The sequence below is a fragment of the Litorilituus lipolyticus genome (assembly GCF_006439335.1).
Lineage (GTDB): Bacteria > Pseudomonadota > Gammaproteobacteria > Enterobacterales > Alteromonadaceae > Colwellia > Colwellia lipolytica.
Genome location: NZ_SAWY01000015.1, coordinates 1 through 19,471, shown reverse-complemented (window position 1 = coordinate 19,471; position 19,471 = coordinate 1). Strand labels below are relative to the sequence as shown.

The 19,471-nt window shown below is 38.8% G+C and carries 13 protein-coding genes; 3 read left to right on the top strand and 10 right to left on the bottom strand.

Annotated features, from left to right (window positions below):
• Positions 1-39: 39 nt before the first annotated feature.
• Both EPA86_RS07210 and lacZ read right to left on the bottom strand, forming a co-directional pair.
• The gene (locus tag EPA86_RS07210; protein ID WP_140602760.1) at positions 40-2,373 is read right to left on the bottom strand and encodes an aminotransferase class III-fold pyridoxal phosphate-dependent enzyme; all 2,334 of its coding nucleotides are present in this window, start codon (positions 2,371-2,373) and stop codon (positions 40-42) included.
• The gene (gene lacZ / locus EPA86_RS07205) at positions 2,373-5,603 is read right to left on the bottom strand and encodes a beta-galactosidase, LacZ type (RefSeq protein WP_140602759.1); all 3,231 of its coding nucleotides are present in this window, start codon (positions 5,601-5,603) and stop codon (positions 2,373-2,375) included. Before lacZ ends, EPA86_RS07210 begins: the two co-directional genes overlap by 1 nt.
• Positions 5,604-5,793: 190 nt before the next feature.
• Here lacZ and EPA86_RS07200 point away from each other — a divergent pair, with 190 nt between their 5' ends.
• Positions 5,794-6,519: a FadR/GntR family transcriptional regulator gene (locus EPA86_RS07200; protein ID WP_140602758.1), complete on the top strand. Its 726-nt coding sequence runs from the start codon at positions 5,794-5,796 to the stop codon at positions 6,517-6,519.
• Positions 6,520-6,597: 78 nt separating this feature from the next.
• Here the strand turns inward: EPA86_RS07200 and EPA86_RS07195 are convergent, their stop codons facing one another.
• The 8 genes from EPA86_RS07195 to ampD form a co-directional block, all read right to left on the bottom strand.
• Positions 6,598-7,557, bottom strand: a complete 960-nt coding sequence (locus EPA86_RS07195; RefSeq protein ID WP_140602757.1) for a collagenase — start codon at positions 7,555-7,557, stop codon at positions 6,598-6,600.
• A gap of 235 nt (positions 7,558-7,792) precedes the next feature.
• A complete protein-coding gene (locus EPA86_RS07190) occupies positions 7,793-8,905 on the bottom strand; it encodes an energy transducer TonB (protein ID WP_140602756.1) in 1,113 nt (370 codons plus the stop codon).
• 140 nt (positions 8,906-9,045) lie between these two features.
• Positions 9,046-10,476, bottom strand: coding sequence for a dihydrolipoyl dehydrogenase (gene lpdA / locus EPA86_RS07185; RefSeq protein ID WP_140602755.1), 1,431 nt, complete (start codon positions 10,474-10,476; stop codon positions 9,046-9,048).
• A gap of 196 nt (positions 10,477-10,672) precedes the next feature.
• The gene (gene aceF, locus EPA86_RS07180; protein ID WP_140602754.1) at positions 10,673-12,331 is read right to left on the bottom strand and encodes a dihydrolipoyllysine-residue acetyltransferase; all 1,659 of its coding nucleotides are present in this window, start codon (positions 12,329-12,331) and stop codon (positions 10,673-10,675) included.
• A 26-nt stretch (positions 12,332-12,357) separates the two neighbouring features.
• Positions 12,358-15,033 (bottom strand): pyruvate dehydrogenase (acetyl-transferring), homodimeric type, encoded by a 2,676-nt coding sequence (gene aceE, locus EPA86_RS07175; protein ID WP_140602753.1) that lies wholly within the window; start codon positions 15,031-15,033, stop codon positions 12,358-12,360.
• Between the two features lie 220 nt (positions 15,034-15,253).
• On the bottom strand, positions 15,254-16,033 hold the full coding sequence (pdhR, locus tag EPA86_RS07170; protein ID WP_246058301.1) for a pyruvate dehydrogenase complex transcriptional repressor PdhR: 780 nt from the start codon (positions 16,031-16,033) through the stop codon (positions 15,254-15,256).
• A gap of 304 nt (positions 16,034-16,337) precedes the next feature.
• Positions 16,338-17,264, bottom strand: coding sequence for a beta-lactamase regulator AmpE (gene ampE / locus EPA86_RS07165; RefSeq protein WP_140602752.1), 927 nt, complete (start codon positions 17,262-17,264; stop codon positions 16,338-16,340).
• A gap of 42 nt (positions 17,265-17,306) precedes the next feature.
• Positions 17,307-17,912, bottom strand: a complete 606-nt coding sequence (ampD, locus tag EPA86_RS07160) for a 1,6-anhydro-N-acetylmuramyl-L-alanine amidase AmpD (RefSeq protein WP_140602751.1) — start codon at positions 17,910-17,912, stop codon at positions 17,307-17,309.
• Between the two features lie 36 nt (positions 17,913-17,948).
• Between ampD and EPA86_RS07155 the strand changes: the two genes are divergently transcribed.
• Positions 17,949-18,467 (top strand): retropepsin-like aspartic protease family protein, encoded by a 519-nt coding sequence (locus EPA86_RS07155; protein ID WP_140602750.1) that lies wholly within the window; start codon positions 17,949-17,951, stop codon positions 18,465-18,467.
• A gap of 3 nt (positions 18,468-18,470) precedes the next feature.
• Complete coding sequence (nadC, locus tag EPA86_RS07150; RefSeq protein ID WP_140602749.1) at positions 18,471-19,367, top strand: carboxylating nicotinate-nucleotide diphosphorylase; 897 nt, start codon at positions 18,471-18,473, stop codon at positions 19,365-19,367.
• Positions 19,368-19,471 lie beyond the last annotated feature (104 nt).

Genomic DNA, 19,471 nt, shown 5'->3' with positions numbered 1-19,471 from the left:
CCCCTTTTTCAAATAGAAGAAGGGGGGGGGGTAATTATATTACCTTAAACCTTGCAACCCCATGCGCAACACCTTAATAAACTGGTCAGCATTCTCTTTGCTAAAGGCAAGCGGCGGTTTAATTTTAAGAATATTGTAATAACGGCCTTCGGTGCTCAGTAATATTTGGTGCTTTTTAAAGAATTCAACTAACTCAGAAGTTTTGTCTGTTGCAGGCTCTTTAGTAACTCGATCTTCAACTAACTCAACACCGATAAATAACCCTAAACCACGTACGTCACCGATCAGGTCAAATTCTTGCTGCACTTCACGTAACTGCGCCATAAAATATTCACCTGTTTCTAGAGCATGCTGTTGCAAGTTCTCTTGCTCAATCACCTCTAAAACAGCATTACCTATAGCACATGATACAGGGTTACCACCAAAGGTATTGAAATACTCCATACCATTAACAAAGGCATCAGCGATCGCCTGCGTAGTAATGACTGCCGCCATAGGATGACCATTACCTATAGGCTTACCTAAGGTAACAATATCAGGCACCACTTGCTGAGTTTCAAACGCCCACATATGAGTGCCAACACGACCAAAACCGACTTGAACTTCATCAGCAATACAAACACCACCTGCCGAACGTACCTGCTTATAAACTTGCTGAAGGTAACCATCAGGCATAATAATTTGACCAGCAACACCTTGTAATGATTCACAAATAAAGGCACTAGGCTTTTTATTACCCTTTTCTATGGCAGAAAGCGTTGTTGCCACACTATCAGCATACGACATAGCCGATGCAGGAGTATTGCCTTGATAAGCACCTCTATATGGATCAGGTAATTCAACCTTATGCACATAGTGCGCTGCACCAGCACCACCTGGGCCATCAAATTTATACGGACTAGCTTCAATACAGGCATTAGTATTGCCATGATAAGCACCATCAACAACTAATAATTCAGTACCTTGGGTATAGTTTTTGGCTAACCTAAAAGCAAGCTCATTAGCTTCACTACCCGAATTCACTAACATACAGACAGACAATTCATCAGGCATGGTCGCTAATAATTTATCAGCGTAGTTAACGATATTGTCATGTAAATAGCGTGTATTTGTATTCAATTTAGCCATTTGCTGTTGTCCTGCTGCTACCACTTTGGGGTGACAATGACCAACATGACAAACATTATTCACCATATCTAAATAACGTTTACCGTGCTCATCAAACAAGTAAGCTCCTTGTCCACGAACAATTTTTAATGGCTGTTGATAACTTAAGCTCAGTGTTTTGCCTAAATGTTTTTTTCGGTATTGCGTGATACCTGATTTACTTTGTCCCGGATCAACGGCCAAACCACAAGCCTCACGTAGTTGGCAATAAACCGAAAAACTATTGTGATCCTTTAGCTGTGAAAGTAAACGCCAAGCAGGTTTTGCCGATACTAATAAATACTCATTATCAGGATTAGCTTTTATCGCTTGTGCTGAGTTACACACACTGACACATAAACGTAGTGCAATCAGTGAATATAATACTTCTAACTCTATGTCAGATAACGACGAATGCTTATGATAACTTGCTACAATACCTTTAAGTGAATCAATAGGGTTATCTTGCCCCATTAAGGCATATGCACACGTAATAGCTAAATCATTAATAATATGGCTATAGACCATATCGCCAAAATCAATTAAACCCGTTATATGGTTAGGTTGTTCCGTATCATCAATAAGCAAATTGTAATCGTTCGCATCATTATGAATTACCGCTTTAGGACATTTTGCTAACAGCGGCAATGTACATGCTTGGTAATCATTCAAAAATGATTCTACTAATGCTTGCTGTTCATTTGTTAAATGGGATTTTTTTTCTATGCAAACGGAATAACCTTGTGCTAAATCCCATTCTAAGTAGCGATGAGCTCCTGCATGATTAAAGTCATGTAGGCCTTGGTTAATTTGCGCCATAAATTGACCTAAGGATTGCCATAACTCTGCGTTATGAGTGGCAGGCGCTGCATCCGCATAAAAATTACCCGGTAAAAACGACAACACTCTTAAGTAGAATATATTGTCTTGCTCATCTGTTATCTCCGTGATTGTCTGCCGTTTATTATTTTCTATCGGCTGAGGCACTGATAACTGTTTATCGCTAAGGTGAACCATGGCCGCATTTTGCATAATAAGCTCTGTTTTACTTTCAGCGCTATTTGCCACTTTAACGATATATTGCTCATTATTTGCATTGAGTAAGATGTTTTGATCACAATAACCAGGCAATGCTTTAATTGCCCCCGATAAATGGTAATGCTGACTTAAAAAAGTAAGTATTTCACCTTCAGCGAAACTTGGCGTTACTGCTACTTGTTCACTCATTATCTACTCTCCACTTCACGTGCTAATTGGGCTAAGTTATCATTCTTGGTAAAAGGCACCATGGTAAAGCGATATTGATAACTTTTTGCAGGAATTCGGTATTGTGGATGAACCAAACGTCCCCAAGAAGTATCACCACCTACGCCCATTTGTTTGTGATCTATATTCACTGTAATTAAGTCTCGCATTATTAATTCTGCACCATGCTTAGTTGTTACAGGAACTAAACCAGAAGCTGAAGCACTGCCATCACCTATAACAAAATCAATATCTTTTTGAAGATACGGCCAAGCACTTGCATTCAGTGGCTGTTCACCCACAGTGAGTAGACCTGCTCCTTGTTGATTCTCAAGAGCAATCCATCTCACATCGGTTTTATTGGCATTTTCTTGTGGTCTTGAATAATGATGTATCTGCTCTTTAACTGGCAACGCATACAAGCCAATAGTGGCACCTGTTTTTCTATCTGCGTAGTTTTCTTGAGGACCTCGACCAAACCAACGAACAAACTGATATTCGCCAGGCATAACAAACTGCATACCAACACGAGGAATATCAGGCAACTCTTGACCATTATCAAGTGTTAACGCACTACTTACATCAACAGTTCCAGCTGGTGTAATATCATAAATAACTTGATAGCTACCTTTAAATAATGGACTAGTGTATAGGGCAGTTACACGCATAACGCCTGCCTGTTTATCTGCTAATTTCATGGTCGAGAAACTAGACAAAACTAAACTTTCAGCTGCTTGCTGCCATAATTTGGCTCGTTTTTGCAAACCATTTCCTAAGTCATTATCAGTTGGCGCACGCCATAAATTAACCTTAAACGGTTCTTTCACTTGAGCAGAAACTAATGACTGCCCTTGATATTCAAACTGGGTTAACCAACCTGATTTTTGATCAAAGGATAGCGCAACCATACTGTTTTTAATGGTAAGCACATCGCCTTGCTCAGCTTTTGTCAAAGCATCTGTTTTATCTAATAACTTAACAACTGATGCAGTTTTACTCACAGGCATATTAAATTGTTCAAAAGCCACTTCATGACCTTGTTCTAATAAAGGTTGAGGTTTATTCACTCTTAATGACAAGGTAATAAAATATTCTTTTTCACTTTGTTTAGGTAGGTGGTTCAACACCGCTGGTAATTGAACTACTTTTGACTGGCCAGCTTCAATGCTCGGCATTGTTTGATGACCTGTCGCAACAACACTGCCATCTGCTTCTAACTTCCAATGTAAGTCATATTGCTCAAGGTTGACAAAAGCAAACTTATTTAAAATAGAAAATTCAGCTTTTGCTATATTTTTCACGGTGAATTTTGCAGGTTGATAAACTTTTTTAACTTCATATAAATGCGGGTGAGGCACTCGGTTTGGGTCAACTAAACCATTATTTAAGAAGTTGCCATCACTTGGTAAATCAGGATGAAAATCTTTTCCATATGCCCAGTACTTTACCCCTTGATCGTTTGTGTATTCTAAAGATTGATCAACCCAGTCCCAAATAAAGCCGCCTTGAAGCACATCATACTTTTCAATAACGTCCCAATAATCTTGTAAGTTGCCCACTGAATTCCCCATAGCATGAGCATATTCAATCATGATGCCTGGACGATGTGGATTCGATTTAGCATACTTTTCTAAACGTTCTATCGACGGATACATAGGAGCGAAGATATCGGTATAATGCTCTTCACCTGCAGGCTCATATTGTACTGGTCGCGTGTCATCATGATCTTTCAACCATTGGTAAGTTGCTTCAAACACTTTACCTTCGCCCGCTTCATTACCTAATGACCAAATGATAATGGATGGATGGTTTTTATCGCGTTCAAACATATTTCTTGTTCTGTCGATATGTGCAGGTATCCAGCTTTCTTCATTACCGATTTGAGTCTTTTCATCAATGGCGAGTGGATGCGATTCAATATTTGCTTCATCAATGACATATAAACCGTACTTATCTGTTAAATCGTACCAATAAGGGTCGTTTGGATAGTGACTAGATCGCACAGCATTAATATTAAATTGTTTCATCAATTTAATATCTTTTTCCATTAGCGCTTTGCTGACTACATGCCCTCGAGTTGGTGAGGTTTCATGGCGATCAACTCCGCGAATATAAATAGCCTTACCATTTACGGTAAGCTGGCTATTTACAATTTCAATATGTCTAAAACCGATATCATCTTTAACAACTTCTAATACTCGATTTTCTTCATCTTTTAACTCAATTAATAAAGTATAAAGATGAGGTGTTTCTGCACTCCATAGTCGTGGTTTTTCAAATGAACCCGATAACTGCACCACACCTTGCTCTTCTTTCTTTACCTTAAGTGATTTTTCATCCTGAATAACCACGGCCATGTGATTTTCAGGATCAAGTAATTGGTAAGCAACTTTAACGGCTTTTGCTTGCTCTTTTGCAGTATTATTGATTACAACTTCGAGTTCAAAGTTTGCTTGCTCATAACCTTTGCTTAATTTAGGTTTAGCATGAAAATCTTCTATATGTTGCTTCTCTCTGGCATATAAATAAACATCACGCTCTATGCCTGAAATTCTCAACATGTCTTGGCTTTCTAAATAACTTGCATCAGTCCAACGACGAATTTGAAAGGCCAGTAAGTTTTCTGACTCTTGCAAATAGGGGGTTAAATCAAACTCAGCAGGCGTTTTAGAGTCTTGACTAAAACCAACTTTTTCACCATTTAACCAAACGTCTAATGATGATTTTGCCGCACCAACATGCAGTATCACCTGCTTATCTTGCCAATGCTTAGGTAAAGTAAACGGCTTACGATAAGAACCTATCGGGTTATAGTCAGTCGGTGCATCTGGCCAAGTTGTAGTAAAGGGAAAGCGTTCATCCAAATAAATTGGATAGCCAAAACCTTCAACTTCCCAATTACCCGGAACCGGAATTTGCGACCAATTTGAGTCATCAAAGTTATTTAATTCAAAGCCTTTCGGCTTATTCTTTGGAGAACGTTGCCAATCAAACTGCCACAAGCCATTGAGTAGCATAAAATTACTACTATTCTCTTTATTATCAAGCAATGCTTCATTCGTGTTTTTAAAAGGAAATAAGCTTGCATGTGGAGCCAACTTATTAATGGCAAATACCGTATGGTCTTGCCACGGTTCCCTTACTGGCTCAGCAGACATAGTAGCGGTAAAAAGAGTGACGCCAAGGGTAAAACATATTAAACTAACCTTCATGAAAAACACCATACATTATACAATAGTATTTATAATACAAAATTGACCTCACTTTGTTCAAGTTTTTCATGAGAATTATTAAGAGTAACCTATAATACTTAAATCAATTTCAGTAAAATAAATCTCTTAGCAATGATTAAATTTTAAACTTCAACGTAGCAATTTAGCTATAAACTAGAGATTATTTTTTATGGAAATATCACATCGAAATTTAACTCAGCAGCTTACCCATGAGCTTGGCAAAGCAATTCTTCAAGGGAAGTATAACGAATTTAAAAAACTTCCTTCTGAGGCTGATATTTCTACTGAATATGACGTTAGCAGAACCGCAACTCGTGAAGCAATTAAAATGTTAACGGCAAAGGGCTTAATAAGTTCAAGGCCACGCCAAGGTATTAAGCTAAAAGATATAAAAAACTGGAATCTATTTGATACTGACGTATTGCGTTGGATTCTACTCGGTAAACCAGATTTATACATGCTTAAGCACTTTTTAGAGGTGCGTTTAGCAATAGAACCTGCTGCGGCAGCTTTAGCAGCAAAGTTTGCTTCTGACGACGAATTAATGAGAATTGAGCATACTTTATCAAAAATGAAGTTTGAACAATCTGGTTATGATGACACTCATCAAGCAGATATTGATTTTCATAAAAGTATATTACTTGCGAGTAACAACCCATTCTTTATACAGTTACAAACTTTTATTGAAACAGCATTAAAAGTTAACTTACATTTTACCAACAGAGCCGATGCGGTTAGTGAAAAAGAGTATCAACAGCATGTCGATATTTTCACTTTCATCAAAGCCGGTGAAGAGCAAAAAGCCTTTGATGCGGCAGCAACCACGACAAAATCAACAATACGGTTAGTTGAAGAAAAAATTACCGAATTGAAATTACTCAATCTGCAAGAATAATTCCTGAATCGTTCAGTTATTAATAAAAAGCCATTACTAACACGCTAGTAATGGCTTTTTGTTATTTTGAGTTCAAAGCTATTGCGCTACAGTATCTAGCCACTTATGGAAGTCTGCGTCCATAGTTGTGCCCCAATCTTTAACGATTTTTTGGTAGCGAACATAATCACCTCGACGAACATGGAATAACATTTCTTCCACTTTATCACGTTGCTCTTCCATCATATAACGCACCGCTAAATAGCCCCAACGATATACTCTTGGCGTACTCCAAGTCGCACCACTGTTATCAAATAACTCACTTAGTTGATACGTTTTCTCACCAGCAAGTTTTAAAGCGCCAGGGTTATCATTCATATGAGCAACATACTCACCTAATCCCTCACCCCACCAAATTAAATAAGGTAATTCTGGTGCTGGTTTCGGACAATATTCAGGCCCTGCGTGGTTGTCGTGTGGCGGAGAGCAGTAATCACCATAAGTATTAAAGCGACCATCTAAATAGTGGACAAACTCATGATTCAAGTTCCACACACTACCTTTTTTCAAGTAGGCAACGTATTCAGCACTATTGTTTTCTAAATGTGGTAAACCTTCTAAGTACATACCACCATTATTTGATGGCACATCAAAATGATCAGTCACGTATTTAACATAATCATCGCGACTAGCATAGATATTAGCTCGTAATACATCGTTATTATCATGTAATACTGGCTTACCTTTGCGGTTAAATAACTTGTGAAAACGTGCTTCTGTTTCAAGTAACAACTTACAAGAGTCAATAATATTTTGTTCCGTCATCGCCTGATGACGTAAAATTAAGTTATCCGCACAGTAATGTTCATTAGCCAATACTTCATTTATTTGCTTTTCATTACGCACCCAAGCAGGAACAAACACCTCACCATCTTTCACAACATTACCATAGGCAAGTTTTGCTTTACTGTAATCTACCGGATTTATCGTTTCTGTCGTTGTTTGACACCCAGCAATAAGACCAACAGCGAATAAACCGCTAAGAATTCTTTTCTTCATTATTATTCTCCAACCTCTAAGTTAAACCACCTTGCCATGGTTCAAATCATACAACAAGCTTTTACAGGTATAAAGTATACGAAATCGATAAATTAACAAAAATATAGGGTGGATTGCAGTAAGTAAAACTGAATTTGAAATGCAAAAGAGATATCAGCACCCCATCAATAGAATGCTAATTTGATGTATACGCTGTTGAGTATAACCTCAATCTAACAGCTTTTTTAAACCCTTTTTAACTCGATGTCACAGGATGCTCAACGAGGCTAAAGCTTGCATCATCGTCACCATGAACATAAACGTCACAGCTTTTCCAAGATGTAGGTAAAACCCAAGTACTGTTTTCTTTTACATCATATATATGGCGTTTATTAGCGCAACGTACATCTAAAGAATCAATATTTCCCTTTATATCAACAAGTGAAAATTCATGTCTAACCAGCGATGCCGACCAAAAATCTTTTTTGATGCTACCTTGTCTAATTATGTTCTTATCACCAGAGATAACATTTTTTACTTTTGCGAGCACTTCATCTAAGTGCTTCATGTGTGGCTTAGCTTCATCCATTTTTTCCAGCTGATTATAAGTTTCAAAGGCAGCGCGATATTTACTTAGTTCAACTTCTAAAACAAAAACTTGGTAAAGGGTTGATAGTTGTTGTTCTTTACTTGCTAAACGTGTCGAAGCTTTCGCTACTTTTCTTAAATGATTTAGTTGTTGCTTTTTATTGCCCTGAACTTTTTGATATTCGGCAATGAGCAAGTGTAAATAATTATATTCAGAGAGGTGCATTGAAACATTTTTCTTAATTGATGCTATTTGTTTATTGAATTCTTCAAAATCTTTAGTCTCGAGTGCTTCTTTGGCTTTGTTATATTTTCCTTTAAAGCGCCTAGTCACACCCAAAGTGCCTTCGCCACCCATCCTGAAATCTAGCTGTACCATATTTACACACTGCTGAATGGGCTTGCCGTTTTCAATAGCCGGCTTATATTTCCATCGTTTCACCGCTTTTTTTGTGGCCCTTGCAAAATCTTTACTGCCTGAAGTTTCTTTAACAATGATGTCATTCACCCCTCCTTCTTCATCAATTACAAAACTCACTACCGCCCATCCTTCTCGGCCCTGACGCGCAGCACTCATAGGGTATTTAGGATGCACTCGCTTAATAGGTTCAGGTATTATCCTTGTTGCAAGTAGTTGCGACAATTCATCTGGTTCTTTTTTCAACTGAGCTAACTTTTCTTGAGCTACTTTGTCTTTAATGCATGCATGAGAGCTGTTACTAAACAATATTACAGCAAATCCAAGTAACGATATTGTGATGAAAGAGTTTGATATAGACATAGAAATCCTTTTTCTAGTTGGGATTGTAGGTACTTAGATATTTTAATTTTGGGATTATTCTAAATGGACAAAGCAAAAAAAACCAGCAACTTAAAATTAAGTTACTGGTTTTTATATTAAATCGTTATTTTAATCGAGTATTACTTCTTTTTCTTAACCGCTTTTGGGTTAGGTAAATCAGTAATTGAACCTTCAAAAATTTCTGCCGCTAAGCCAATTGATTCATTTAGTGTTGGGTGAGCATGAATAGTTAACCCAACATCTTCAGCATCTGCGCCCATTTCAACAGCTAAACAAATTTCACCAAGCATTTCACCAGCATTGATACCAACAATAGCACCACCTAATACACGGCCAGTTTCTTTTTCAAAGATTAACTTAGTTTTACCTTCAGTACGTGCAGAAGCAATGGCACGACCTGATGCAGCCCATGGGAAGTTAGCGACTTCAATGTTTAAACCTTCTTCTTTCGCTTCACGCTCAGTAACACCAACCCAAGCCATTTCAGGATCAGTATAAGCAATTGATGGAATGCAACGTGGGTCGAACTCATGTTTCTTACCTGAAATAACTTCAGCAGCAACGTGAGCTTCGTGTACAGCTTTATGAGCAAGCATTGGTTGACCAACAACATCACCAATAGCGAAAATGTGAGGTACGTTTGTACGTAATTCTTTAGAAACGTTAATGAAACCACGCTCATCAACATTAACACCTGCTTTGTCAGCAGCGACTAAGTGACCATTTGGCTTACGACCAACAGCTACTAAAATTTTATCGTAACGTACTTGTTCTGCTGGTGCTTTCTTACCTTCAAACGTTACGTATAAACCATCGTCTTTTGCTTCAACAGCAACAACTTTAGTAGACAACATAATGTTGAACTTCTTCTTGTTGTAGTTGTTGTAAACTCGAACAATATCTTTATCAGCAGCTGGTACTAATTGGTCAGCAAATTCAACTACAGATACATTAGAACCAAGTGCTGAGTAAACTGTACCCATTTCTAACCCAATGATACCACCACCTAAAACAAGCATCTCTTCTGGCACGTCTTGAAGTTCTAGTGCGCCCGTTGAGTCAATAACACGTGGATCATCATTTGGAATAAATGGTAAATCAATAACAGAAGAACCACAGGCGATAATAGCATTATCAAAAGTGATTGTTGTGTTACCGTCGGCGCCTTCAACTTCAATGGTTTTATCTGAAGTGAATTTACCGTAACCTGTTACTGTTTTAACTTTACGTTGCTTAGACATACCGCCTAAACCACCTGTTAACTGACCAATAACGTCTTCTTTCCAGCTACGGATCTTGTCTAAATCAATTTCTGGCTTACCAAAAGTAACACCGTGAGATGCCATTGCAGCCGCATCATCAATCACTTTAGCCACGTGTAATAATGCTTTTGATGGGATACAACCCACGTTTAAACATACGCCACCTAGTGTTTCACGGCTTTCAACTAATACTACATCTAAGCCTAAATCAGCTGCACGGAATGCTGCTGAATAACCACCAGGACCTGCACCTAAAACTACTACCTGAGTTTTAATTTCGTTACTCATGCTAACCTCAAATTTAATTTTTTATGGTAAAAGCTTATATGAGCATTACCACGTTCTTGTTGTTTATTACTTTACGAACAAAGTATTAATAAAATATTGTCGGCGATTTTACTCTTTGCCAAGGTAAATCGCCAACCTTTATTCACCACTGCCGACTAAAGTCGCACAATTGTTGATTTAGTTTACTTTTTCAGTGCTAAAGAATTAACTTGCGAATGTCTGACATGACACTTGCTAAATGCACAGTAAAGCGTGCAGCTAATGCACCATCAATCACTCTATGATCATAAGACATTGATAATGGCAACATAAGTTTAGGTTCAAATTCTTTACCATTCCACTTAGGTTTCATTTCTGATTTTGAAACACCTAAGATAGCCACTTCTGGCGCATTTACGATTGGTGTAAATGCAGTACCGCCAATACCACCTAAGCTAGAAATAGTGAAACAGCCACCTTGCATATCGGCGGCTTTTAGCTTGCCTTCACGTGCTTTTACGCTAATTTCAAGTAGCTCTCGAGATAACTCGTGAATACCTTTTTTATCAACATCACGTACTACAGGAACAACTAAACCATTTGGTGTATCAACCGCAACACCAATGTGAATGTATTTCTTCAGAATTAGGCTTTCACCGTCTTCACTTAAACTAGAATTAAACGTTGGGAATGCGCGTAATGCATCTGCCGCTGCTTTCATGATGAACACTAAAGGAGTGATCTTAAAGCCAAGCTTTTGCTTTTCACAAACCACATTTTGTTCTTTACGAAACGCTTCAACATTTGTGATATCTGCTTCATCAAATTGCGTAACGTGTGGGATAGTTACCCAATTACGATGCAAGAATGGGCCTGAGATTTTTTGAATACGAGATAAGGCTTTAGTTTCAATTTCACCAAACTTGGCAAAATCTACCGCTTTAGCGCTTACCACTTGTAAACCACCTTCACCAGCAGCTACAGAGCTGCCCGCATTAGCTTTAGGACGAGACAACTCATACTTAACGTAAGATTGAACATCTTCTTTTAAAATACGACCTTTATTACCCGTACCTTTAACTAACGTTAAATCAACTCCAAACTCTCGTGCTATACGACGAATCGACGGTGATGTATATATTGCACCTTTGCTAGATGCTCCAGCTTGCGGGTGATGTGGTACTGGTGAACTGCTTGGGGCAGTGGTTGCGGCTGGCTTAGCAGCAGGTGCAGGTGCAGCAACCGGAGCTGGTGCAGCTACTGGCGTTGCTACTTCAACTGGCGCGCCACTGGTTGTTTCTAATTTAATAACAACGCTGCCTTGCTTAACTTTATCACCAACCTTGATGAAGACTTCTTTTACTGTACCAGCATCAGTAGATGGTACATCCATAGTAGCTTTATCTGTTTCTAAAGTGATTAAGCCATCTTCAGCTTCAATGACATCGCCAACATTGACTAGTACATCAATAACATCAACTTCACCATCTTCACCAATGTCAGGGACAGCTACTTCAATTACAGCTGAACTTGCTGTAACAGCTGGTGCTGCTTCAGCTGGAGCTTCAACAGGCGCCGCAGGCACTTCTTCAACTGCCGGAGCCGTTGGTGCTGCCTGCTCAGGAGCAGCTTCACTTGCACTAAGGCTTAACTCACCAATAACATCGCCTTCTTTGATCTTGTCACCTACAGCAACGGTTAAGCTTGCCAAAGTACCAGCAAATGGCGCTGGAATATCCATTGATGCTTTGTCAGTTTCAACAGTAACAATACCTTCATCGGCTTCAAGTGCATCACCTACGGCAACACATATTTCAATCACTTCAACTTCTTCGCCACCAACATCAGGGACTAGAATTTTTTCAATATCAGACATTTCTCTTTTCCTTATCTAGTCACGTATTAAGCGTAAAGTGGGTTTAGCTTTTCAGTGTTAATGTTAAAGCGTTTAATTGCATCGCTTACTACACTACGTTCAACATCACCACGGTTAGCTAATTCAAATAATGCCGCTACCACAATGTAATTTTGATCAACTTCAAAGTGTTGACGTAAATTGTCACGACTATCACTACGACCAAAACCATCAGTACCTAAACAGCGGTATTCAGTGTCAATGAAAGCACGTACTTGATCTGAATAACTCTTAACATAGTCAGTCGCTGAAATTGCCGGACCCGCTTCTTTAGTAATTACTGTAGAAATGTAAGGTACACGTTGCTCACTTTCAGGGTGAAGCATGTTCCAACGAGTAACATCTTGTCCGTCACGTGCTAGCTCATTAAATGAAGTTACCGAGTACACATCACTAGAGATGTTGTAATCATTTGCCAAGATTTGTGCCGCTTGACGTACTTTCTCTAAAATTGTACCTGAACCCATTAACTGAACATTCGCTACGGCTTTCTTCGGCGCAACTTGTTCAAGCTGGTAAATACCTTTGATGATTTCATCAGTGATATCTTTTTTCTCAGGTAGTGCTGGGTGCTGGTAGTTTTCGTTCATTAACGTTAAGTAGAAGAAGATATTCTCATTCTCTTCATACATGCGTCGTAAACCTTCACGAATAATTACCGCAATTTCATACCCGTAAGTTGGATCGTATGTAACACAGTTAGGAATTAAACCTGCTTGTACATGTGAATGACCATCTTGGTGCTGTAAACCTTCACCATTAAGTGTGGTACGGCCTGCCGTAGCACCAAGTAGGAAACCACGTGCTTGGCTATCGCCAGCTGCCCATGCCAAGTCACCAACACGTTGGAAACCAAACATTGAGTAGTAAATATAGAATGGAATAGTGGTCGCATCACAGGTTGAATAAGAAGTACCTGAAGCCACCCAAGACGCCATTGCACCTAATTCGTTAATACCCTCTTGTAATACTTGACCTTTTTTATCTTCACGGTAGTAAGCTACTTGGTCAGCATCTTGAGGAACGTATTTTTGCCCTTCATTCGCGTAAATACCTACTTGACGGAATAAACCTTCCATACCAAAAGTACGTGCTTCATCAGGAATGATTGGCACAATACGCTTACCAATTTTCTTATCTTTTAATAAGCTGTTTAATACACGAACAAAAGTCATTGTTGAAGAAACTTCACGTTCACCTGAGCCTTTTAAAATCGCATCAAAAGTTTTCAATGGTGGGATCTCAAGAGATTCTTCTGCTTGTTCACGACGCGCTGGTAATGAACCACCAAGTGCTTCACGGCGCGCTTTCATGTACTTGTATTCTTCACTGTCTTCAGGGAATTTGAAGAAAGGTAAGTCTGCAATATCTTCATCGCTTACCGGAATGTTGAAACGGTCACGGTAGTGCTTAATCGAATCAACGTCCATTTTCTTAACGTTATGAGCAATATTTAATGCTTCACCTGATGCACCTAAACCAAATCCTTTAACGGTTTTCGCTAAAATTACCGTAGGACGACCCTTAGTTTTCATCGCTTTATCGTAAGCTGCGTATACTTTTACTGGATCATGACCACCACGGTTTAAGCGCCAGATGTCTGCATCAGACATATTAGCAACCATTGCTTCTGTTTCAGGGTACTTATTGAAGAAGTTTTCGCGCGTGTATTTACCGCCTTTGGCTTTACAGTTTTGGTATTCACCGTCAACTGTTTCATTCATTAACTGTAATAACTTACCTGAAGTATCACGAGCAAGTAATGCATCCCAGTATGAACCCCAAATGACTTTAGTGACTTCCCAGCCTGCGCCACGGAATGTACCTTCAAGCTCTTGGATAATTTTACCGTTACCACGAACAGGGCCATCAAGACGTTGCAAGTTACAGTTAATAATGAAAGTTAAGTTATCTAAGCCTTCACGTGCAGCTAAACCAATAGCACCTAATGATTCTGGCTCGTCACACTCACCATCACCTAAGAAAGCATAAACTCGTTGACCTGAACAATCTTTGATACCGCGATCAGTTAAGTATTTAAGGAAGCGAGCAGTGTAAATTGCTTGTAATGGACCTAAACCCATTGAAACAGTAGGGAACTGCCAGAAGTCTTGCATTAAGTGAGGGTGTGGGTACGAAGACAGACCTTTACCATCACATTCTTGACGGAAGTTATTCATTTGCTCTTCAGTTAAACGACCTTCCATAAAGGCACGAGCATAAATACCTGGAGAAATATGACCTTGTGAGAAAATAAAGTCACCACCATTTTCTGGTGTTGCTGCTTTAAAGAAGTGGTTAAAACCTACATCGTATAAAGTCGAAGAAGACGCAAAGCTACCAATGTGACCACCAAGCTCTAAATCTTTCTTTGAAGCACGAAGTACCAAAACCAAAGCATTCCAACGAATCGCTGCACGGATGCGTGATTCAATGGTTTGATCCGCAGGCATATGTGGCTCTTGCCCCGGAGGAATGGTATTTACATAAGCTGTTGTTGCATCAAAAGGTAAATGAGTACCACCGCGACGCGCACGATCAATTAGTTGCTCTAATAAAAAATGAGCGCGCTCTGGCCCTTCATTTTCTAATACAGATTCCATTGATTCTAACCACTCTTGGGTTTCTAGTGAATCTATATCGATATTTGGCAGATCTGACATATTATTTAGTCTCCAATGCTTTGTTCGTAATACTGAATTCAACTTCGGTATTCGTAATAAAAGCTCATTATGTTTAAATTCTAAAAATTCTATTTTATTGATGATTAAAGATAGTTTGCTTTTCTACATTAAGTAGTAAATTATCGTTAATCGCCGCAATTTCTTGCTTTTCTTCAATGACTCTTGTCACCAATTCTTATTCTTTCTTCTTTACAGGGTATTACATACGTCTCATTGAGCGTTCCATTCGGCTATTTTCTTGCGTCATTTTTAACAGCACTTCTTCAATAAATGCTAAATGGCGATGACTAGCACCCCACGCTTTTTGTGGTTGGCCACTCAAAATGGCATCAAGTAAGCGTTTACGGTAATCAGTGATTTTGCTGAAGATATCAGGTCGTTTGGCTAATATTGTTAAATTTTGTTCAATGTTATCAATTAACAAATCTGACATGCTGCGAGCTAAGTGCAAAATCACGGCATTATGAGATGCCGCACAAATAGCTAAATAAAATTCAAAAACTGCTTTTGCTTCTAAACGAAAATCATCTTCTAACTGGCTATTACCAATTTCATCATGCTTTGCTTGTATGTGTTCAAAATCAGCTGTTGTGCCCCGCATAGCCGCATAATATGACGCCATGCCTTCAATGCCATGGCGAAACTCCAATAAATCAAACTGTGACTCATTAGAATTGGCCATCAATTCAAATAAAGGGTCAGCAAAGCCGCTAAGTATTTTCTCACTAACAAAAGTACCGCCGCCTTGTTTGCGCACCACTAAACCTTTCGCTTCTAATTTTTGAATAGCTTCGCGCAAAGAAGGGCGAGACACTTCAAATTGAACGGCTAGTTCACGCTCAGGTAACAGTTTTTCACCCGGTAACAAGCTGCCTTCAATTATCATGCCCTCTAATTGGGCCATAATAATATCAGCAAGTTTCTTCTGCTTAAGCGGAGCTTGTACGGCAGATTTTTTAGCTGTCATTCGTGGTGTCATGGTATTACTCAACCAGTGTTAATCAGTGTTCCAGTGCCCAACTACACGAACACCGAACGGTTTATTTCAATATAAATATATACAATTTCAACCTGGTAAATTGGTATTACCATTGAAATTTAGAGCAATAAAATAGCAAAAAAGACGATTGATGACAAGGAAATTTAGTTGATAGGGTGAGATAGATCAAGGCAATAAATAGAGCGAAAACTTCATACTAACGTTTGATTTAGCCATGAATTAGCAAAAAAAACCATTGGTCAGACCAATGGTTTTTTTTGCTAGTTTAAGACTTTTTATTGTACTAATTCAATATGCCAGCTAGTGTAAATATTGAGATAACAGCAAATACCAGTAAAACGTTACGTTTAGCTAAACGAACTAATAAACAGGGCTCTGCAGTGCAATCATGTTCATTAACTAAAATATCTTCAGACTTTTCTGCTACATCAATCAGCACTTTATGAGTCGGCTTTTGAAAGTCTAATAAACTATCAAGCCAAGTAGGCATCGCTTTAGTAAAGTGCCCGACAAACATATAGCCAAAGGAAGTAATTCTTACGGGTAACCAATCCAACCAAAAAAGTACATCATGATGATTTTGACACCCTGTCTCAACATTTGGCGGATTATTAATGTCATGCTCTTCATCAACAACCTCCGATACAGTTTCTTCTGATGCTTGCTCAGTTGCTTCACTGCATTGTTCAGATTGCTTATGGTTATTCTCTTGCTCAATCACGGTAGTAATCAAACGATAGAAGACAACACCTGGCGCACCAAACAAAACAAAGAACAACATAATAGCAATATAATAGCGATAATTAAGCCAAATTAGCGCTTGGCCAAAGCCCATTTGAGGGAGGTTTTTATCTTGCAATAGCTGTTGATGGTGCAGTGCTGTTGTGGTTTCTTCTCCTCGAAAAGCCGATTGCAAATATTGCTTATAACTTTCTCGTGTGCCGACACAGCCAAAACAGATAATTAAAATGACCGTTGAAAGAATTAAGTGCAGTAGACCATTATCAATACTATTTAAAATAAAAGCGATTAACAGCACAGGGATCAGAATAAACAATACTCGACCAACCGTGCTCGACTGCTTATCCTTTAAACTGTCTTGGCTACTGAAAAAACCTTGATATATTTGATAGTAGTGGTGAAAGCACCACCATTGCGATGACAAAGAGCGCTCTGCCGCTAAAGCGATTAGTAAACTTAATAAACTCATAGTAAGGTGAATTCCACTCCTATTGCTTATATTGCAATGTATTTATTCTTGTTCTGTATGTAATTGAGCTAACTGGCGATGAAAATACTCCCAGTCAAACGCTTCTCCTGGATCAGTTTTTCGACCTGGAGCAATATCACAATGCCCTACAATGTTGTCTTTACAAATAGCAGGATAAGACTTCATTAAGCTAGCGGTTATATTTGCTAGTTGCTGATATTGTGCCTGACAATAATCAATATTGTCTGCACCTTCAAGCTCTATTCCTATTGAAAAGTCATTGCACCTCTCTTTATTGTTAAAACAAGATACACCAGCATGCCATGCCTTGTCGTCAAAAGAGACATATTGGATCACACTACCATCTCGACGAATTAAACAATGAGCAGAAACTCTAACCCCAGCTAAATCGCAAAAACTTGGGTGAACTTGAACATCAATATTACCCATAAATAAATCTGTAATATATGGGCCGCCAAATTTACCTGCAGGCAAAGAAATATTGTGAATCACTAATAAATCAATCACCACATCTTTATCGCGTGGCGTGAAATGAGGTGAAATACATTGCTCTGCGTTAGTAAGCCAGCCTTGTTTTATCTGTAAATTATTACAAAGTTCATCTTTGTTGTTCTGTATTAACGTCATACAATAACAATTAAATTAATCAATTATTCGTTTAGTATGACTGAAGATGACTCAACAAACAAAATAGGAAAAGTATTTGTCTGGATTGCTTGGTTAATGGCCATTGCCTTGCTGATGTTTTTCTTTCAAGACATATTGGATAAACAATTTAATCCCAATACTTCACCTGAAATGCGCCTTACTAACAGTGGAAAGGCAGAAGTTGTACTCCAGCAAAATAGGCAGGGTCACTATGTTGCCCGAGGCGCCATCAATGAAATGCCGGTAACCTTCCTACTTGATACTGGGGCCACAGAGCTTTCAATACCTGCACATATTGCCAGTCAATTAGGCCTTCAAGGAGAAGGAGGCTTTAGGGTGCAAACCGCAAATGGCAGCGTTACCGTGTATAAAACTCAAGTTGAGCAATTGAGCTTAGGCAATATTATCCTTTATAATGTCGCCGCTCATATCAACCCTGCCATGAAAAGCAATGAAATTCTATTAGGCATGAGCGCCTTAAAAAGAGTAGAATTTCGCCAAACGGGTAAACAATTAATTTTACGGGAACAATAGCAAATGCTCACCACTCAGCTACAAGCGTTAAAAGATGATATTAGTCATACAGTTTCATGGGCACTTAAAGAAGATTTAGGCGCAAATGCTGAGCAATCGGCTAAGGCCGACCAAGACGTAACCGCTATGTTGATCCCTGAAAGTGAACAAGCGGTAGCAACGGTTATTTCTCGTGAAGATTGTATTATTTGTGGCGTTGCTTGGGTTAATGAAGTGTTTTCTCAACTTGATCAGTCTCTTGGTCATACAGGTGATAAAGCCACTAAAATTACGTGGTTTGTTAATGATGGCGAAGCGGTTGAAGCCAACACAACCTTATTTGAACTTGAAGGTTATGCCCGCACTTTATTAACTGGTGAACGTGCCGCCTTAAACTTTTTGCAAACCTTATGTGGCACAGCCACAATTACCAGTCAATATGTTAAAGAGCTTGCAGGTAGTAATACTAAATTACTCGACACTCGTAAAACTTTGCCTGGCCTGCGTAGTGCACAAAAATATGCCGTATTATGTGGTGGTGGGGTAAATCATAGAATAGGCTTATTTGATGCCTTTTTAATTAAAGAAAATCATATTGCCGCCTGTGGTGGTATTAAAAAAGCCATAGCAACAGCTAAAGCAAACCACAGCGATAAAACGGTTGAAGTGGAAGTGGAATCTCTTGAGGAGCTATCTCAAGCATTAACAGCAGGTGCCGATATCATCATGCTAGATAACTTTACCCCAAGCATGATTGAACAAGCCGTTGCTGCAACACGTGGTAAAGCTAAATTAGAAGTATCGGGTAATATGACCATTGAAATACTGCGAGAGTACGCTAAAGCAGGTGTTGATTTTATCTCGTCAGGCGCACTCACCAAGCACGTGCTAGCTGTTGATTTATCAATGCGTTTTAAATAACTAAAGTGGTATACTAACAAGTGACTATGGTGTCAAACTTTAATAATTAACTCATTTTAGGATCCCAATAGACACCATCTCTTAACATAGAGTTTAGTGTGATA

Coding starts and splice junctions, on each gene's coding strand:
- aceE (WP_140602753.1), bottom strand. CDS start 15,033: ATGTCAGATCTGCCAAATATCGATATAGATTCACTAGAAACCCAAGAG.
- aceF (WP_140602754.1), bottom strand. CDS start 12,331: ATGTCTGATATTGAAAAAATTCTAGTCCCTGATGTTGGTGGCGAAGAA.
- lacZ (WP_140602759.1), bottom strand. CDS start 5,603: ATGAAGGTTAGTTTAATATGTTTTACCCTTGGCGTCACTCTTTTTACC.
- ampE (WP_140602752.1), bottom strand. CDS start 17,264: ATGAGTTTATTAAGTTTACTAATCGCTTTAGCGGCAGAGCGCTCTTTG.
- EPA86_RS07155 (WP_140602750.1), top strand. CDS start 17,949: ATGACTGAAGATGACTCAACAAACAAAATAGGAAAAGTATTTGTCTGG.
- lpdA (WP_140602755.1), bottom strand. CDS start 10,476: ATGAGTAACGAAATTAAAACTCAGGTAGTAGTTTTAGGTGCAGGTCCT.
- EPA86_RS07210 (WP_140602760.1), bottom strand. CDS start 2,373: ATGAGTGAACAAGTAGCAGTAACGCCAAGTTTCGCTGAAGGTGAAATA.
- pdhR (WP_246058301.1), bottom strand. CDS start 16,033: ATGACACCACGAATGACAGCTAAAAAATCTGCCGTACAAGCTCCGCTT.
- ampD (WP_140602751.1), bottom strand. CDS start 17,912: ATGACGTTAATACAGAACAACAAAGATGAACTTTGTAATAATTTACAG.
- EPA86_RS07200 (WP_140602758.1), top strand. CDS start 5,794: ATGGAAATATCACATCGAAATTTAACTCAGCAGCTTACCCATGAGCTT.
- EPA86_RS07190 (WP_140602756.1), bottom strand. CDS start 8,905: ATGTCTATATCAAACTCTTTCATCACAATATCGTTACTTGGATTTGCT.
- EPA86_RS07195 (WP_140602757.1), bottom strand. CDS start 7,557: ATGAAGAAAAGAATTCTTAGCGGTTTATTCGCTGTTGGTCTTATTGCT.
- nadC (WP_140602749.1), top strand. CDS start 18,471: ATGCTCACCACTCAGCTACAAGCGTTAAAAGATGATATTAGTCATACA.